The sequence below is a fragment of the Pseudomonas sp. PSPC2-3 genome, from assembly GCF_049898265.1.
GTDB lineage: Bacteria > Pseudomonadota > Gammaproteobacteria > Pseudomonadales > Pseudomonadaceae > Aquipseudomonas > Aquipseudomonas veronii.
Genome location: NZ_JAFCXJ010000001.1, coordinates 719,464 through 736,348 on the forward strand (window position 1 = coordinate 719,464; position 16,885 = coordinate 736,348).

13 protein-coding genes are annotated in these 16,885 nt (G+C 57.3%); 9 read left to right on the plus strand and 4 right to left on the minus strand.

Annotated elements, in window-relative coordinates; all coding sequences use genetic code 11:
• The first annotated feature begins 469 nt into the window (after window positions 1–469).
• Genes dnaA through gyrB form a run of 4 tightly spaced genes read left to right on the plus strand, consistent with a single transcriptional unit; the run spans window position 470 to window position 6,675 of the window.
• A complete protein-coding gene (gene dnaA / locus ACP7E3_RS03335; protein WP_026140277.1) occupies window positions 470–1,987 on the plus strand; it encodes a chromosomal replication initiator protein DnaA in 1,518 nt (505 codons plus the stop codon).
• Between the two features lie 38 nt (window positions 1,988–2,025).
• Window positions 2,026–3,129, plus strand: a complete 1,104-nt coding sequence (gene dnaN, locus ACP7E3_RS03340) for a DNA polymerase III subunit beta (protein ID WP_017848945.1) — start codon at window positions 2,026–2,028, stop codon at window positions 3,127–3,129.
• Between the two features lie 20 nt (window positions 3,130–3,149).
• A complete protein-coding gene (gene recF, locus ACP7E3_RS03345; RefSeq protein WP_406956329.1) occupies window positions 3,150–4,253 on the plus strand; it encodes a DNA replication/repair protein RecF in 1,104 nt (367 codons plus the stop codon).
• A 4-nt stretch (window positions 4,254–4,257) separates the two neighbouring features.
• Window positions 4,258–6,675, plus strand: a complete 2,418-nt coding sequence (gene gyrB, locus ACP7E3_RS03350; protein WP_017848946.1) for a DNA topoisomerase (ATP-hydrolyzing) subunit B — start codon at window positions 4,258–4,260, stop codon at window positions 6,673–6,675.
• A gap of 127 nt (window positions 6,676–6,802) precedes the next feature.
• Here gyrB and norW read toward each other — a convergent pair whose 3' ends face one another.
• Entirely contained in the window at window positions 6,803–7,936 is a 1,134-nt protein-coding gene (norW, locus tag ACP7E3_RS03355) for an NADH:flavorubredoxin reductase NorW (RefSeq protein WP_426122264.1), read from the minus strand.
• Window positions 7,933–9,375, minus strand: coding sequence for an anaerobic nitric oxide reductase flavorubredoxin (norV, locus tag ACP7E3_RS03360; protein WP_017848948.1), 1,443 nt, complete (start codon window positions 9,373–9,375; stop codon window positions 7,933–7,935). Before norV ends, norW begins: the two co-directional genes overlap by 4 nt.
• Window positions 9,376–9,535: 160 nt before the next feature.
• Here norV and norR point away from each other — a divergent pair, with 160 nt between their 5' ends.
• Window positions 9,536–11,059 carry a nitric oxide reductase transcriptional regulator NorR gene (norR, locus tag ACP7E3_RS03365; RefSeq protein WP_046381570.1) on the plus strand — a complete coding sequence of 508 codons (1,524 nt, stop codon included), beginning with the start codon at window positions 9,536–9,538 and terminating at the stop codon, window positions 11,057–11,059.
• Between the two features lie 85 nt (window positions 11,060–11,144).
• Here the strand turns inward: norR and ACP7E3_RS03370 are convergent, their stop codons facing one another.
• Window positions 11,145–12,347, minus strand: coding sequence for a cytochrome P450 (locus ACP7E3_RS03370; protein WP_128192133.1), 1,203 nt, complete (start codon window positions 12,345–12,347; stop codon window positions 11,145–11,147).
• Window positions 12,348–12,547: 200 nt separating this feature from the next.
• Here ACP7E3_RS03370 and ACP7E3_RS03375 point away from each other — a divergent pair, with 200 nt between their 5' ends.
• The 4 genes from ACP7E3_RS03375 (at window position 12,548) to ACP7E3_RS03390 (ending at window position 15,762) form a co-directional block, all read left to right on the plus strand.
• Window positions 12,548–12,895: a hypothetical protein gene (locus tag ACP7E3_RS03375; RefSeq protein ID WP_017848951.1), complete on the plus strand. Its 348-nt coding sequence runs from the start codon at window positions 12,548–12,550 to the stop codon at window positions 12,893–12,895.
• Between the two features lie 414 nt (window positions 12,896–13,309).
• Window positions 13,310–13,660 (plus strand): hypothetical protein, encoded by a 351-nt coding sequence (locus ACP7E3_RS03380; protein WP_046381569.1) that lies wholly within the window; start codon window positions 13,310–13,312, stop codon window positions 13,658–13,660.
• A 283-nt stretch (window positions 13,661–13,943) separates the two neighbouring features.
• Window positions 13,944–14,717 carry an SDR family oxidoreductase gene (locus ACP7E3_RS03385; RefSeq protein ID WP_426122268.1) on the plus strand — a complete coding sequence of 258 codons (774 nt, stop codon included), beginning with the start codon at window positions 13,944–13,946 and terminating at the stop codon, window positions 14,715–14,717.
• 115 nt (window positions 14,718–14,832) lie between these two features.
• Window positions 14,833–15,762: a LysR family transcriptional regulator gene (locus tag ACP7E3_RS03390; protein WP_128192134.1), complete on the plus strand. Its 930-nt coding sequence runs from the start codon at window positions 14,833–14,835 to the stop codon at window positions 15,760–15,762.
• Window positions 15,763–15,794: 32 nt separating this feature from the next.
• Here the strand turns inward: ACP7E3_RS03390 and ACP7E3_RS03395 are convergent, their stop codons facing one another.
• Complete coding sequence (locus tag ACP7E3_RS03395; protein WP_017848955.1) at window positions 15,795–16,517, minus strand: response regulator transcription factor; 723 nt, start codon at window positions 16,515–16,517, stop codon at window positions 15,795–15,797.
• Window positions 16,518–16,885: the final 368 nt, after the last annotated feature.

The following is a 16,885-nucleotide window of genomic DNA, read 5'->3' on the forward strand; positions in this document are numbered from 1 at the left end:
GATCTTTACAGGCAATCCGCCCTTTTTTGTCCAGCGAGCTTCCAAGGGCAATGCCATAGATATAAAAATAAAGAAGGAAGTTATTTAAAGCTTTTCTGTAAAGCTTATAAAAGCTAGGCAGGCATTCCTCTGTGGATAACTGCCTTAAGGCCTTATTCCACGTGATGTACAGAGAATGACAACACGGGGGAGAAACGGTGCTCTGCCTGTGCTGCGCTGTCGGATAAGCTGTGGGTGGAATGGGTTGTTATCCACAGGCCAGTTACCCACAGACTTTCGACCCCACTTGTGCAACGAGCTCAGGGGCGCTTATCCACAGAGCTTATGCACAGACCATTGGTCGCCTTTATTCACGTTAAGGCGTTGATTTTGGCTGGCCTGTGCGCAACCTACATGTGGATAAGTGGGCGGCCGACCGCTACAATGGCGGCTGTTTTTGCCTCACCGGCTTTCAACTTAGGGGATATCCGTGTCAGTGGAACTTTGGCAGCAGTGCGTAGAGCTTTTGCGCGATGAGCTGCCTGCCCAGCAATTCAACACCTGGATCCGTCCGCTACAGGTCGAAGCCGAAGGCGACGAGTTGCGCGTCTACGCACCCAACCGTTTTGTTCTCGACTGGGTCAACGAGAAGTACCTGAGCCGCGTTCTCGAATTGCTCGATGAACATGGCAACGGCCTCGCGCCCGTGCTCTCCTTATTAATAGGCAGCAAACGTAGCTCCGCGCCTCGCGCTGCGCCGAATGCGCCATTGGCGGCTGCCGCGTCGCAAGCCCAGGCGGTGACGGCTCCGGTCAACCACGCGCCGGCTCCCGCGCCGACGCCTTCGAAATCATCGGCCCAGAAAAACGCGCCGGCCAATGAAGAGCCGTCCCGCGACAGCTTCGATCCGATGGCGGGTGCCAGTTCCCAGCAAGCACCGGTTCGCGCCGAGCAGCGCACCGTGCAGGTCGAAGGCGCGCTCAAGCACACCAGCTACCTGAACCGCACCTTTACCTTTGAGAACTTCGTCGAGGGTAAATCCAACCAGCTGGCCCGCGCGGCCGCCTGGCAAGTCGCCGACAACCCCAAGCACGGTTACAACCCGCTGTTCCTTTATGGTGGCGTTGGCCTGGGTAAGACGCACTTGATGCACGCGGTGGGTAACCATCTATTAAAGAAGAACCCGAATGCCAAGGTCGTGTACCTGCACTCGGAGCGCTTCGTGGCTGACATGGTCAAGGCCCTGCAGCTCAACGCTATCAACGAGTTCAAGCGGTTCTACCGTTCCGTGGATGCCTTGCTGATCGATGACATTCAATTCTTCGCGCGCAAGGAACGTTCCCAGGAAGAGTTTTTCCACACCTTCAACGCCCTGCTCGAAGGCGGCCAGCAGGTCATCTTGACCAGCGACCGCTACCCGAAGGAAATCGAAGGCCTGGAAGAACGCTTGAAGTCGCGCTTCGGCTGGGGCCTGACCGTGGCGGTCGAGCCACCGGAGCTGGAAACCCGCGTGGCGATCCTGATGAAAAAGGCCGATCAGGCCAAAGTCGATCTGCCCCACGACGCCGCGTTCTTCATCGCCCAACGCATTCGCTCCAACGTGCGTGAGCTGGAAGGCGCGCTCAAGCGGGTCATCGCGCACTCGCACTTCATGGGCCGCGACATCACCATCGAGCTGATTCGCGAATCCCTGAAAGACCTGCTGGCTCTGCAGGACAAACTGGTGAGTGTGGATAACATCCAACGCACCGTGGCCGAGTACTACAAGATCAAGATTTCCGATCTGCTGTCCAAGCGCCGTTCGCGCTCGGTGGCACGTCCGCGTCAGGTGGCCATGGCACTCTCCAAGGAGTTGACCAACCACAGCCTGCCGGAAATCGGCGATGTCTTCGGTGGTCGCGACCACACCACGGTCTTGCACGCATGCCGCAAGATCAACGAGCTTAAGGAATCCGACGCGGATATTCGCGAGGACTACAAGAACCTGCTGCGTACACTGACTACTTGATGACACCAGCGCAGCTTATTAAGGCAAGGGACTAGACCATGCACTTCACCATTCAACGCGAAGCCCTGTTGAAACCCCTGCAACTGGTCGCAGGCGTCGTCGAGCGCCGACAGACCTTGCCGGTGCTTTCCAACGTATTGCTGGTTGTCGAGGGCCAGCAATTGTCCTTGACCGGCACCGACCTGGAAGTCGAACTGGTGGGTCGCGTTCAGCTGGAAGAGCCCGCTGAACCTGGCGAGATCACCGTGCCCGCGCGCAAGCTGATGGATATCTGCAAAAGCTTGCCCAACGACGCGCTGATCGACATCAAGGTCGATGAGCAGAAGCTGGTGGTCAAGGCCGGCCGCAGTCGCTTCACCTTGTCGACGTTGCCGGCCAATGACTTCCCGACTGTGGAAGAAGGCCCGGGTTCGCTGACCTGCAGCCTGGAGCAAAGCAAACTGCGTCGTTTGATCGAGCGCACCAGCTTCGCCATGGCCCAGCAGGACGTGCGCTATTACCTCAACGGTATGTTGCTGGAAGTGTCGGAAGGCATTATTCGCGCCGTGGCCACCGACGGTCACCGCCTGGCCATGTGTTCGATGAAGGCCGATATCGGTCAGCCGGACCGTCATCAGGTGATCGTGCCGCGCAAAGGTATCCTTGAACTGGCGCGTCTGCTCACCGAGCCGGACGGTATCGTCAGCATCGTCCTGGGCCAGCATCACATCCGCGCCACCACCGGCGAGTTCACCTTCACCTCCAAGCTGGTTGACGGCAAGTTCCCGGATTACGAGCGTGTACTGCCTAAGGGTGGCGACAAGCTGGTGGTCGGTGATCGTCAGGCCCTGCGTGAGGCGTTCAGCCGTACTGCGATTCTGTCCAACGAAAAGTACCGGGGTATTCGCCTGCAATTGGCCAACGGCCAACTGAAAATCCAGGCCAACAACCCGGAACAGGAAGAAGCGGAAGAAGAAGTGGGCGTCGACTACAACGGCGGTTCGCTGGAAATCGGCTTCAACGTGAGCTACTTGCTCGACGTGCTGGGTGTGATGACCACCGAACAGGTTCGCCTGATTCTGTCCGACTCCAACAGCAGTGCGCTGGTGCAAGAATCCGACAACGATGACTCGGCTTACGTTGTTATGCCGATGCGTCTGTAATCATGCTCAGCAGAAGCTAGATGTCCCTCAGTCGCGTCTCGGTCACCGCGGTGCGCAATCTGCACCCGGTGACCTTCTCCCCCTCCCCCCGCATCAATATCCTCCACGGCGCCAACGGCAGTGGCAAAACCAGCGTGCTGGAAGCCATCCATTTGTTGGGGCTTGCCCGATCTTTCCGCAGTGCCCGCCTGTTGCCGGTGATTCAGTACGAACAACTGGCGTGTACGGTGTTTGGCCAGGTCGAGTTGGCTGAAGGTGGCCATAGCAGCCTGGGGATATCCCGTGATCGCGGGGGCGAGTTTCAGATCCGCATCGACGGGCAAAATGCTCGCAGCGCGGCGCAGTTGGCGGAAATCCTGCCGCTGCAACTGATCAACCCCGACAGTTTCCGTTTGCTCGAAGGCGCGCCGAAAATCCGTCGGCAGTTCCTCGATTGGGGAGTGTTCCACGTGGAACCGCGCTTCATGGCCACTTGGCAGCGCCTGCAGAAGGCCTTGCGGCAGCGGAACTCATGGCTGCGGCATGGTACACTTGACGCCGCGTCGCAAGCAGCCTGGGACCGGGAACTGTGCCTGGCCAGCGACGAAATAGATGAATACCGCCGCGCCTATATCAAAGCCTTGAAACCAGTCTTTGAGCAGACCTTGAGTGAGTTGTTGGACCTCGAAGGGCTGACGCTGAGCTACTACCGCGGTTGGGACAAAGAGCGTGAACTGAGTGCAGTGCTCGCCACGTCCTTGCAGCGGGATCAGCAAATCGGCCACACCCAGGCCGGCCCCCAGCGCGCTGATTTGCGTCTTAGGTTAGGCGCACATAATGCCGCGGATATCTTGTCCCGCGGCCAGCAGAAGCTGGTGGTATGTGCATTGCGTATCGCCCAAGGGCATTTGGTTAGCCAGGTCCGGCGCGGTCAATGTATTTATCTGGTGGATGATTTGCCGTCAGAACTCGACGAGCAACACCGCCGAGCGTTATGCCGCTTGTTGGAAGACTTACGCTGCCAGGTGTTTATCACCTGTGTAGACCACGAATTATTGAGGGAAGGCTGGCAGACGGAAACGCCAGTCGCTTTGTTCCACGTGGAACAAGGCCGTATCACCCAGACCCACGACCATCGGGAGTGAAGGCATGAGCGAAGAAAACACGTACGACTCGACCAGCATTAAAGTGCTGAAAGGTTTGGATGCCGTACGCAAACGTCCCGGTATGTACATTGGCGACACCGATGATGGTAGCGGTCTGCACCACATGGTGTTCGAGGTGGTCGACAACTCCATCGACGAAGCTCTCGCCGGTCACTGCGACGACATCAGCATTATCATTCACCCGGATGAGTCCATCACCGTGCGCGACAACGGTCGTGGCATTCCGGTAGACGTGCATAAAGAAGAAGGCGTTTCGGCGGCAGAGGTCATCATGACCGTGCTCCACGCTGGCGGTAAGTTCGACGACAACTCGTACAAAGTATCCGGTGGTTTGCACGGCGTAGGTGTTTCCGTAGTAAACGCCCTCTCCGAATTGCTGGTGCTGACCGTGCGTCGCAGCGGCAAGATTTGGGAGCAGACCTACGTTCACGGTGTTCCGCAGGAACCGATGAAGGTTGTTGGCGAAAGCGAAACTACCGGTACCCAGATTCACTTCCGTCCTTCTGACGAAACCTTCAAGAACATCCACTTCAGCTGGGACATTCTGGCCAAGCGGATTCGTGAACTGTCCTTCCTCAACTCCGGTGTCGGCATCGTCCTCAAGGATGAGCGCAGCGGCAAGGAAGAGCTGTTCAAGTACGAAGGCGGCCTGCGTGCGTTCGTTGAATACCTGAACACCAACAAGACTCCGGTCAACCAGGTGTTCCACTTCAACGTCCAGCGTGAAGACGGCATCGGCGTGGAAATCGCCCTGCAGTGGAACGACAGCTTCAACGAGAACCTGTTGTGCTTCACCAACAACATTCCGCAGCGCGACGGCGGTACTCACCTGGTGGGTTTCCGTTCCGCGCTGACGCGTAACCTGAACACCTACATCGAAGCCGAAGGCCTGGCCAAGAAGCACAAAGTTGCCACCACCGGTGACGATGCGCGTGAAGGTCTGACTGCGATTATTTCGGTGAAAGTACCGGACCCTAAGTTCAGCTCCCAGACCAAAGACAAGCTGGTGTCTTCCGAAGTGAAGACCGCCGTGGAACAGGAGATGGGCAAGTACTTCTCCGACTTCCTGCTGGAAAACCCGAACGAAGCCAAGCTGGTTGTCGGCAAGATGATCGACGCAGCGCGTGCCCGTGAAGCCGCGCGTAAAGCCCGTGAGATGACCCGCCGCAAAGGCGCGCTGGACATCGCCGGCCTGCCGGGCAAACTGGCTGACTGCCAGGAGAAGGACCCTGCCCTCTCCGAGCTGTACCTGGTGGAAGGTGACTCTGCTGGCGGTTCCGCCAAGCAGGGCCGTAACCGTCGCACCCAGGCCATCCTGCCGTTGAAGGGTAAGATCCTCAACGTCGAGAAAGCACGCTTCGACAAGATGATTTCCTCCCAGGAAGTCGGCACCTTGATCACGGCGTTGGGCTGCGGTATCGGCCGCGACGAATACAACATCGACAAGCTGCGCTATCACAACATCATCATCATGACCGATGCTGACGTCGACGGTTCGCACATCCGTACCCTGCTGCTGACCTTCTTCTTCCGTCAGTTGCCGGAGCTGATCGAGCGCGGCTACATCTACATCGCCCAGCCGCCGTTGTACAAAGTCAAAAAGGGCAAGCAAGAGCAATACATCAAAGACGACGACGCCATGGAAGAGTACATGACGCAGTCGGCCCTGGAAGACGCCAGCCTGCACTTGAACGAAGAAGCACCGGGCATTTCCGGTGAGGCGCTGGAGCGTCTGGTCAACGACTTCCGCATGGTCATGAAGACGCTCAAGCGTCTGTCGCGCCTGTACCCTCAGGAACTGACCGAGCACTTCATCTACCTGCCGGCCGTGAGCCTGGAGCAGTTGGGCGATCACGCAGCGATGCAGGATTGGCTGGCCCAGTACGAAGTGCGTCTGCGCACCGTCGAGAAATCCGGCCTGGTGTACAAAGCCAGCCTGCGCGAAGACCGTGAACGTAACGTGTGGCTGCCCGAGGTCGAATTGATCTCCCACGGCCTGTCCAACTACGTCACCTTCAACCGCGACTTCTTCGGCAGCAACGACTACAAAACCGTGGTCACCCTGGGCGCACAACTGAGCACCCTGCTGGACGACGGCGCTTATATCCAACGTGGCGAACGCAAGAAGCAGGTCAGGGAATTCAAGGAAGCCCTTGACTGGCTGATGGCCGAAAGCACCAAGCGTCACACCATCCAGCGCTACAAAGGTCTGGGCGAGATGAACCCGGATCAACTGTGGGAAACCACCATGGACCCCGCTCAGCGCCGTATGCTGCGCGTGACCATCGAAGACGCCATTGGCGCAGACCAGATCTTCAACACCCTGATGGGTGATGCGGTCGAGCCTCGCCGTGACTTCATCGAGAGCAATGCTTTGGCGGTGTCTAACCTGGATTTCTGATCGGGTGTAGGAACTTACAAAAGCAGCTGAACTTCACCCTATGCGCGCTACAAAAAGGCCAACCCCTGCGGGTTGGCCTTTTTTTGCCCGTATGTCCAGGAACGCGCGAGAGCTCTGCCAATTGGATTCACAACGAGAGTTGCCGTAGTAACGTAAAGGCCTGCTTCATTTGGTCTTCACTGACGACGAACGCACGTAGCTGCCCTGCCATATCCATGCCTCTGGCTATCAGCCCCTGTGCCTCAAGGCTGATCTGCCATTGCAAGTCCTTGCGGCTGGTTTCTCCGGCCAGGTGCAGCGGCATTTCCGGAGTCTTGACCTTCACCAGCATCGCCGGGAACTTAACTTCCTCATTCCCACCCAGCACATTACGCGCCAGGGTCATGGCGCTTACCTGGATAGGTTGCAGAAACGGCAGTAGCTTGCCCTGGATTTGCGCGCAATCGCCAACGGCGAATATGCGTGGGTCAGAGGTGCACATGCGTTCATCAACTTCAATGCCACGGTCCACTCGTAAGCCAGCCTGTGTGGCTAACGTCGTATCGGGTTTCAACCCAATTGAGGCAACGATCACATCGGCGCTGAGGTGTCGGCCGTTGGACAACGTCGCCAACAGGCCATCGTTTCTCTTTTCAATGGATACCAACGCCTGGTTAAACAGCATCTCCACACCCATCTGGCATAAGCGGTGCTGCAGGCGGCTGCTCACCTCAACAGGAAGCAACGATGCGAGCAGGCTGCAGGACTTGTCCATCAGCACCACCTGCTTTCCGGCACGATTGATGTCCATCGCCAGTTCACTGCCAATCAAGCCGGCCCCGAGGATCAGTACGCGCTGTGCAGCCCGCAGTGCATGTTGTGCATGACGGTATTCCTGCTGGCTGTTCAGAGTCACCATCCACTCCCGCCCGGGAATCGGCGGAACCATGGCTTGCGCCCCCGTGGCGAGAATCAGTTGGTCGTAGCTGAATGCCTCATTCCCGGTGCTAACACGCTGGTTTTCGCGATCAATCGCAGTGAGCTGGCAGCACGAGTTCAGGGTCAACCGATACATCTCGGCAAACTCTGCCGCAGGCTGGCGGGTCATGTCGTCTGCGGTCTGATTAAGACTGACGACGTGACTCAGGTCGGGCTTGTTGTACTCATCGCAACTGTCTGCAGCGATCAATCGAATGGGCACCGCCGCATCGAGCCGGCGCAAGTTCTTGACCACCTGACGAGCCGCGAAGCCGGAGCCCACAATGACGATTTCCCGGTTCATGTCGCCTCCGAAGGCAGCTCATCGAATACCGATTTACCCATTGAACATTCAGGGCACAGGAAGTAATCAGGCACATCACACCAGGCCGTACCGGCCTGCACATCCTGCATCGGCTCGCCGATCGCGGGGTCGTAAATCCATTGGCAAACACTGCAGCGCATGCGCAGGCCGTTGTCCGCGATGGGGTCTGCCTGGGCAGTTGCGGTGGCTGCAGCGGGTGCGACATGTGCAGCCGTCGATGGATGCAGCGCCCATTGCCGAGCGATTTCGCGGCCATGAGCCCGGCAAACCTCAAGCGCCTCGCCGTCCGGCCGCCACTTGGCTTTGAGCGCCAATGTGGTTTCAAAACCAGCGTCCATCAAGCGCGTCTGGATACGGTCTACCGCCCCGCCATTCCAGCCGTAACTGCCAAACGCCGAAGCCTTTTTGTCACGAAAACGCAGCCCGGTTATTTCCTCCAGCAGCGCGGCGACTTTCGGCATCATCACATTGTTCATGGTGGACGAGCCCACCAAAACGCCTTTTGAGCGGAACACGTTGGTCAGAATCTCATTCTTGTCGTGGCGCGCGACGTTGAAAATCTTCACCGCCACACCTGGATCGACTTCGTGAATACCCTGAGCGATAGCATCGGCCATCATGCGGGTGTTGTTCGACATGGTGTCGTAGAACAGGGTGATGCGATCCTCCTGATAGTCCGCCGCCCATTCCAGATAGCGGTGCACGATCTGCGTCGGATTATCACGCCACACCACGCCATGAGCGGTGGCAATCATATCGACCGGCAGGTTGAAACCGAGGATCTCGGTAATCTTGGCAATGACCAGGCGACTGAATGGGGTGAGGATATTGGCGTAGTAGCGTTGGCACTGTTCGAACAGTTCGTTTTGATCCACTTCATCATTAAACAGGTGTTCGTCGCAGTAATGCTGGCCAAAGGCGTCGTTACTGAACAGAACGGCATCGCCGGTCATGTACGTCATCATGCTGTCCGGCCAATGCAGCATCGGGGTTTCCACGAAAACCAGCTGTTTGCCATTGCCGACATCCAGGGTGTCGCCGGTATGGACGACGTGGAAATTCCATTCGGGATGATGGTGATGACCGTTGATCGAGTCCACGCCATTGGCGGTGCAATAGATCGGCGTATTCGGGATCAGCGACATCAACTCTGTCAGCGCCCCTGCATGGTCCTCTTCCGCATGGTTGATGACGATACAGTCCAGCGTGTTCAGGTCGATTTCCATCGCCAGGTTCTGTATGAACTCCCGACTGAACCTGTGATCAACCGTATCAATCAGTACGGTCTTTTCTTCACGGATCAGGTAGCTGTTATAGCTGCTACCTTTGTGGCATTTGTATTCTGTGCCATGAAAGTCCCGCACTTCCCAATCGCGCTGACCGACCCAATGAATGTTGTTTTTGACGTGAATTGACATGACCTACCTCGGTATAGAAATGATGTTCTACACCGAAGATGGCAACCTTCGTGCCACATAATAAATCATTGATTTTAAAGGAAAAATAAAACAGTGATTGTCAATATGACATTGCCCGACTATTGTCTTTATGACTAATTCATTGTCAAAGTGACAAACCATGAGTCTCTCCGTTGAATCCCTGGCACGCATCGCTATTGAGCTGCAAAGCGGCATTTCCCATCAGGATCGCTTTCAACGTCTGATCAATACCCTGCGCCAATTGCTGGGTTGCGACGCCTCTGCCTTGTTACGTTATGAACAGCGACTGTTCCGTCCACTGGCGATCGACGGCCTGGCACCGGATGTTCTGGGGCGCCGCTTCAGCCTTGATGCACATCCGCGTCTGGAAGCCATCGCTCGCGCCGGTGACGTGGTGCGCTTTCCGGCAGAGAGTCATTTGCCTGATCCCTATGACGGCCTGATCCCCAGCCGGCAGGACCTCAAAGTACATGCCTGCATCGGGTTACCGTTGTTCGCGGACCAGACACTGATTGGCGCGCTGACGATCGATGGCATGGACCCGGCGCAGTTTGATCACTTCAGCGACGAAGAGCTGCGACTGGTGGGCGCCCTCGCTTCTGCTGCCTTGACCAATGCGTTGCTGGTCGAGCAACTCGAGAGTCAGACCATTACACCTCTCTCCATCAGTCATGTCCCGGCGGGCAAACCCGGCACCGAAATGGTCGGGCTCAGCGAGGTCATGCAACAGTTGAAAAGAGAGATCGAAATGGTGGCAGGTTCCGACCTGAACGTTTTGATCACTGGAGAAACCGGGGTCGGCAAGGAACTGGTCGCCAAGGCGATACATGAAGGTTCATCACGCGCCAGTCACCCTGTGGTCTATCTAAACTGCGCTGCGCTGCCGGAGTCAGTGGCTGAAAGTGAGTTGTTCGGCCATGTCAAAGGTGCCTTCACCGGGGCGATCCATCATCGCACCGGGAAGTTCGAAATGGCCGATAACGGCACACTGTTCCTCGACGAAATCGGTGAACTGTCGCTGAGCCTGCAAGCAAAACTGCTACGGGTATTGCAATACGGCGACCTGCAACGGGTCGGTGACGATACCGTCTTGCGGGTCAACGTAAGGGTGCTTGCCGCGACCAATCGTGACCTGAAGCAGGAGGTGCTGAACAATCGCTTCCGGGTCGACCTGTTCCACCGTTTAAGCGTGTTCCCTGTGCATGTGCCGCCACTGCGTGAGCGTGGGCAGGACATCACATTGCTAGCGGGTTTTTTCTGCGAGCAGAGCCGGGTACGCATGGGATTGCAACGGGTGGCGCTGGCTGCCGGTTGCCTGTCGTTGCTCAAGCAGTACTCGTGGCCAGGAAACGTTCGCGAACTGGAACATGCTGTTTATCGAGCGACAATCCTTGCTCGTGCGACCCAGCAAAGTGAAGAGCTGCTGCTGGAAGCACAGCATTTCAATCAAGTCCCAGAACAGCTGGCGATACTGCCTGTTGCTGTGGATGTTCCTTCCAGCAGCGTTGGCCAATGCCTACGGGACGCGACGGATAGCTTCCAGCGTCAGCTGATTGAAAGCACGCTGAAAAATTGCGCAGATAACTGGTCTGCCTGTGCGCGAATGCTCGATATGGATGTGGCCAACCTGCACCGACTGGCGAAGCGGCTCGGTTTGAAATAACACTCGCGGCCGATCAGGGCTCAATGCAGGTCAGTCATGCTGACCCACATGTCGCCCTCGCCGCCAAGCTGTCCAGCATAAAACGCTATCGGATCTCGGGGGGAAGGCCGGCGCCCAGCGGTTGGGACGGCGGTTTCTGAATCTGCAGGTGTAGAGAAGAAAACCCGCCGGCAGGGAAAAACGCGTTCACTGGTTCTTTATCCGGCGCCAGTGTAATCCGGCTGGTGCGTCCAAGCAGTTCCTCCATTACGATCCGTAGCTCCAGTCTGGCAAGCGGCGCACCGGGGCAGACATGAATGCCGGCGCCATAGAGCAGGTTCAGCTCGGGATCGCGATCGAGGCGCAATTCATCGGGATCTCCAAAGACCGCTTCGTCCCGATTGGCAGACGCCCAGTTGAGGGCAATACGCGAACCCTTCGCCAGCGTGCGCCCGCCCAGCGTGACCTCTTTCGTAGTCACCCGACGGTTCATGATCAGTGGTGCATGAATACGCAGTATTTCATCAATGGCGACAGGTAACAGCGCGGGTTGTTCGCGCAATCGCTGCTGCCACGCGAAGTTGGTCGCCAGATAGTGCGCAAGAATGCCGACCGAGGCGGAAATGGTTCCGAGTTCGCCGACTGTCCAGTTACGTAGAATGCTGACGATCTCGTCGTCCGTCAGGGGCCTTCCCAAGGACTGATCGCGTAGCAAGAGGGTCGTGATGTCATGCGATGCAGCAGCGCCAGCGGTACGGCGCACGTCCAGCAGATCCTTGATGTAACCGTCAAACTCAAGGGCCACGGCACTCAGGGCCGCCTCGTCTCGGGACAGCGTGGCCGAGTGATTCTTCAGCGTCCACAGGCGCAGCGGTTCATGAAAATCCGCCGGCCAACCCAGCCAGGCACACTGGATCTGCAACGCAAAGATCTGGGCAAATTCGCCGATCAGTTCTGCACGGCCTTCATCCGGTAATGCCTGCACCAGACGAACCGCTATATCACGGCACGTCGGCGCAAAGGCATCCATAGGCTCCGGGCTGAAATAACGCTCGATGAGGTTCCGGTACGCCGTATGTTCGGGCGGATCCATTCCGTTGGGGACCGCGGGGAAACGCGAGACGGCATTACTGAAGGTTTCATGATCGTTAAGTACGCGCAGCACATCCGCATGCCTGAATAACGACGTATAGCCATATTGACTGTGTGCGACCGGGCAACGGTGGCGCATGTCGTCATAGGCTGCCGTCTGATCCTTTAATACGGCTTCAGACCTGGGATCCCAATCCGGTAGCGATTTCTTGTCCATCGTTTACTCCATAAACCCGTCCCGCTGAGAACCCGGAAACAAGGAAGCAAGGTTTGTCGGCCTACTTGTACTCGGTCGGGACATGTAGGAAATACCCGCTAGACTGAAACCATGCACGACGTCCCTACGTCGGCATCACTTGGGTGAAGTCTGTACGGGCTTATAGGGAAAATCGGCTATTAGCTAGCCAGGGGGTTGTGATGAGTAAGCTTCAGCAGTGGGTAAACTCGCAGGGCAGCACTGCGCTGTGGGTGGTGTTCTGGCTCTACGGGGTAGTGCTCAGCAATGTACTGTTTGGCCTGATTCTGGTCGCCTTCAACAAAGTTGCACCCTCCCTGTTTGGTCTAATGCTGCTGGGTTTTGTGGCCTACACCGCGTGCATGCTCAATGCGGTATGGCGCAATGCGGATAATGTCAGTGACCCCCTCTACGGTCAGATCGCTCGTTTCCTCACGGTGGCCTGGTCGATCAACGCGGTATTGGTTTCGGGCTTTCTCTTCCTGGGCCATCTGAATGCCGTTGCCCTCCCCCTGCCGCTGCCTTTTTGATTCCAGATAACCTGGGCCCTCAATGTGGGGTTTGAACGTTAGAGCCCAGGTCATTGCGCCGCTGCGATTATCGCGCCAATTGATTGTCTGCATAGTTGATCAATATCAATTCCATTATTTCTGTCGATCGCCATCACCGTTTCAACGCTATCTCAAGTGCAACAACTCGATCTTCGCTCATGACGCAAAGCGGCTCTGTAGAGCGTTGAGCACTGTTCAACCCCTCCCTTCAACAAATTGCCTCAACTGGCGATAGGAAGTCATATTGACTATTCCTTTGTCATTATGACCTTTTTAGAGTTAGGTCATAATGACAGTGTTGTTATTTAACTAGTTGATATTAAACAATAAAATTGTTGGCCCGGTTTGTGTATTAGGTAATGAACTTAACGCAAACCCCAAAGGGACAATCTCATGACTCGTACCATCGCGCTCAGTTTCACCCTGTGTACACTGCTGTCTCCGCTATGCCAGGCAGACCAGATAATCCGTGTAGTCCCCGACACAACCGCCGGCAAGGGGGTCGGCGTTTTGACCGGAATGATGGTTGGCGCGGTAGGTGGCCCGATTGGAGCATTAGTCGGCGCAGCTGGCGGATTTTTCGCCGGCAGTGCGGTGCAAGGAGGCATTGGCAAGTCTGAAACCGCTTATGAAGTGAAAAACGCGCAAGGCGAGATTAGTACGGTGCGCTCACCCAATGGGCGTTTTGAAGTCGGGCAACAGGTCACGCGTAAAGGTGTGCGACTGGTGGCATCTGAGGAGTAAGTGGCTCCCGTCTGCGTCTTCCCAAGCATTCCAGGCCCTCCGTGGAGTTGCACACATAGATGGTTCGGCTAATCCTCACCGATTAGCTGAACATCACGAAAAGAGCCCGCCAAATCGCGGGCTTTTTTTGCATTCGATCCGGGTTTTTATTACGTGACCTTCCCCGCTCCAATCTGCCTGATTGGGGGGTTTTTCTGGATTATTCATCCAGTCATCCACGGTTTATCGCCGCGTTGAAGCGGCCTAATCTCGATTCTCCATCGATTCGTGAAGGAGATTCTCCATGGCAGACCATTCCATTAAAGGCAAAGTCGTTCTCATCGCGGGTGGCGCGAAGAACCTTGGCGGTCTCATCGCCCGTGATATGGCCGCACAGGGTGCCAAGGCTGTCGCGATCCATTACAACAGCGCCGCGTCCAAGGTTGATGCCGATGCCACGGTTGCCGCCGTTCAGGCCAGCGGCGCACAGGCCGTCGCGCTGCAGGGGGATCTGACGACGGCCGGCGCCATCGAGAGGTTGTTCGCCGATACCATCGCCGCGGTCGGCACACCCGACATAGCCATCAACACCGTTGGCAAGGTGCTCAAGAAGCCGATGGCCGAGGTGAGTGAAGCCGAATACGACGAGATGAGCGCGGTCAACTCCAAGACCGCTTTCTTCTTCCTCAAGGAGGCGGGCAAGCACCTCAACGACCATGGCAAGATCTGCACGATAGTGACGTCGCTGCTGGGCGCCTTCACGCCGTTCTATGCCGCTTATGCCGGCACCAAGGCGCCGGTCGAACACTACACCCGAGCGGCCTCCAAGGAATTGGGCGCGCGCGGTGTTTCGGTGACAGCGGTCGGTCCGGGGCCGATGGATACGCCGTTCTTCTACCCGGCCGAAGGCGCCGACGCGGTGGCCTATCACAAGACCGCCGCCGCGCTCTCGCCGTTCAGCAAAACAGGCCTGACCGACATCGAGGATGTGGTGCCTTTCATTCGCCATCTGGTCAGTGACGGCTGGTGGATCACCGGCCAGACCATTCTCATCAATGGCGGGTACACCACCAAGTAAATCCATTATCCGCAGTGTGATCTTCGTCGCCATCCGCTGCTGGGGCGCCGTACAATCGACGCAGAGCAGGCGCTCCTGGGCAGGCTGACGTCGGGACCATCGGCAGGGCAGATACATGGACAGATTCGACCAGTACCGCGTATTCGCCAAAGTGGCCGAGATGGGCAGCTTCATCAAAGCTGCCAACGCGCTGGAGATGCCACGAGCGTCGGTGTCTGCGGCCATCCAGCAGTTAGAGGCTCAACTGGGCGTGCGCCTGCTGCATCGCACGACGCGGCAGGTACGGCTGACACCCGATGGGGAGCAATTGCTCAGCCGTGTGCGCCCGGTGTTGTGCAACGTCGAAGACATCGACCAGTTATTCCAGGCCAGCCAGCGGCAAGTTTCCGGCCGGCTGATCATCGATGTGCCCAGCCGCATTGCCCGCCGCGTCATTGCGCCAGCGCTGCCCGGCCTGTTGCGTTGTCATCCCCTGCTTCAATTGATTTTGGGTTCGACTGACCGGGCCATCGATCTGGTGCAGGAAGGTGTGGACTGCGCGGTGCGCGTTGGCGCGCTGCATGACAGCAGTCTTGTGGTGCGGCCGCTGGGTCAGATTGCCTTGATCAATTGTGCGAGCCCGGCCTATCTGCTTGAGCATGGAGAGCCTCAGCAGCCTGCGCAGCTACTCGACGGACATTGGACCATCGGCTATGCGTCGCCGAAGTCGGGCAAGGAACTGCCTTGGGAATACCTGTCCGGCGACGGCAGCGTGCAGCGGTTCGACGTGCCGAGCCGGGTGATCGTGAACAATGCCGAAAGCTATATCGCTTGCTGCCTTGCAGGGTTGGGGTTGATCCAGATCCCGCGCTTCGACGTCCAACACCTGCTGGACTCACGACAACTGGTGGAGGTCATGTCGAGTTACTGTGCCGCTTCGATGCCGGTATCCCTGCTCTACCCGCACCGCCGGCAGCGTTCGCAGCGACTGGATGTGTTCCACGAGTGGTTCGAGGCATTGATGCGGCCGTATATGGATAGCCGCCACGTCTCTCTGCATCAATAAAGCCAAATGCTCCACGTGGAACATCGGCATTTTTAACCCGCTGAAGCGGCCGCCACACTCTCCAACCGGTAGCCGTATCCATAGATCGTCAACAACTGCCAACCCCGATCCGCGGTTAACCCCAGTTTGTTCCGCAGCCGATAGATATGTGTGTCCAGCGGCCGAGACGAGACCATTTCTTCATGGCTCCAGAACCGCTCATACAGATACTCGCGAGACAACGGCCGCGCCAGGTTGGCGAACAGGCAACTGGCCAGGCGGTATTCGCGTTCAGTCAGGTTGATCGGTTTGCCCGCACGGGTGACGGTCAGTTCGGCGTCGTCAAAGGTCAGGTCGTTGAAACTTTGCACTTCAGACGTCGCCGACTTTTGCAGACCGTGGCGGCGCAGGACGGCGTTGACCCGGGCTTTGAGTTCATTCGGGCGAAAGGGTTTACTGACGTAATCGTCGGCGCCGCTGTTCAGGGCGGTGACGATATCGCTCTCGGCATCGCGGCTGGTGAGCATGATCACCGCCGGGGGCGATTCCATGTGTTCACGGGTCCAGCGCAGCAAGGCGATGCCGCTGATGTCGGGCAGCTGCCAGTCGAGGATCAGCAGGTCGAAGGTTTCCCGGCGCAGTTGGCGCAGCAGGTCTTCACCGCGTTCGAAGCAATGCACAGACCAGGGCTGTTCCAGGTTGCTGGGGATCTGTCGCAGTGTCTGTTCCACCCGCTGCAATTCAGCGGGTTCGTCATCCAGTATTGCGACACGCATGGGTGGGTCCTTTCTACTTGGAAATATTTCAGCTGTCGGCCGGTCGAAGAGCGGGCGTCCTTGCTGCGCAGATGCCAGTCATTGAATCTGAAGAATTGTGCTCAGATTCAACGACCCTTTGGATCTCTCGGTACGCTGATATCAAAGGGCCGTTAACGCTTTGAAAAACCATGCGACTCAGGGGGAAAGATACCGACTCCCGTGCGTAAGGAAAAGGATCAGTGCCGCTGGCATTGCATAGCCGTGCGGGTAGCTGATACTGCGCCCCGATGTACGGTATGTTTCAACGAACGCATTCAGGAAAAACCCCGGGGCGATCAAAATGAGCTTCACTGGGTTCAGCACCACACCGCGCACCACCTGGAGGG

Coding starts and splice junctions, on each gene's coding strand:
- dnaN (WP_017848945.1), top strand. CDS start 2,026: ATGCACTTCACCATTCAACGCGAAGCCCTGTTGAAACCCCTGCAACTG.
- recF (WP_406956329.1), top strand. CDS start 3,150: ATGTCCCTCAGTCGCGTCTCGGTCACCGCGGTGCGCAATCTGCACCCG.
- gyrB (WP_017848946.1), top strand. CDS start 4,258: ATGAGCGAAGAAAACACGTACGACTCGACCAGCATTAAAGTGCTGAAA.
- norW (WP_426122264.1), bottom strand. CDS start 7,936: ATGAACCGGGAAATCGTCATTGTGGGCTCCGGCTTCGCGGCTCGTCAG.
- norV (WP_017848948.1), bottom strand. CDS start 9,375: ATGTCAATTCACGTCAAAAACAACATTCATTGGGTCGGTCAGCGCGAT.
- norR (WP_046381570.1), top strand. CDS start 9,536: ATGAGTCTCTCCGTTGAATCCCTGGCACGCATCGCTATTGAGCTGCAA.
- ACP7E3_RS03370 (WP_128192133.1), bottom strand. CDS start 12,347: ATGGACAAGAAATCGCTACCGGATTGGGATCCCAGGTCTGAAGCCGTA.
- ACP7E3_RS03375 (WP_017848951.1), top strand. CDS start 12,548: ATGAGTAAGCTTCAGCAGTGGGTAAACTCGCAGGGCAGCACTGCGCTG.
- ACP7E3_RS03380 (WP_046381569.1), top strand. CDS start 13,310: ATGACTCGTACCATCGCGCTCAGTTTCACCCTGTGTACACTGCTGTCT.
- ACP7E3_RS03385 (WP_426122268.1), top strand. CDS start 13,944: ATGGCAGACCATTCCATTAAAGGCAAAGTCGTTCTCATCGCGGGTGGC.
- ACP7E3_RS03390 (WP_128192134.1), top strand. CDS start 14,833: ATGGACAGATTCGACCAGTACCGCGTATTCGCCAAAGTGGCCGAGATG.
- ACP7E3_RS03395 (WP_017848955.1), bottom strand. CDS start 16,517: ATGCGTGTCGCAATACTGGATGACGAACCCGCTGAATTGCAGCGGGTG.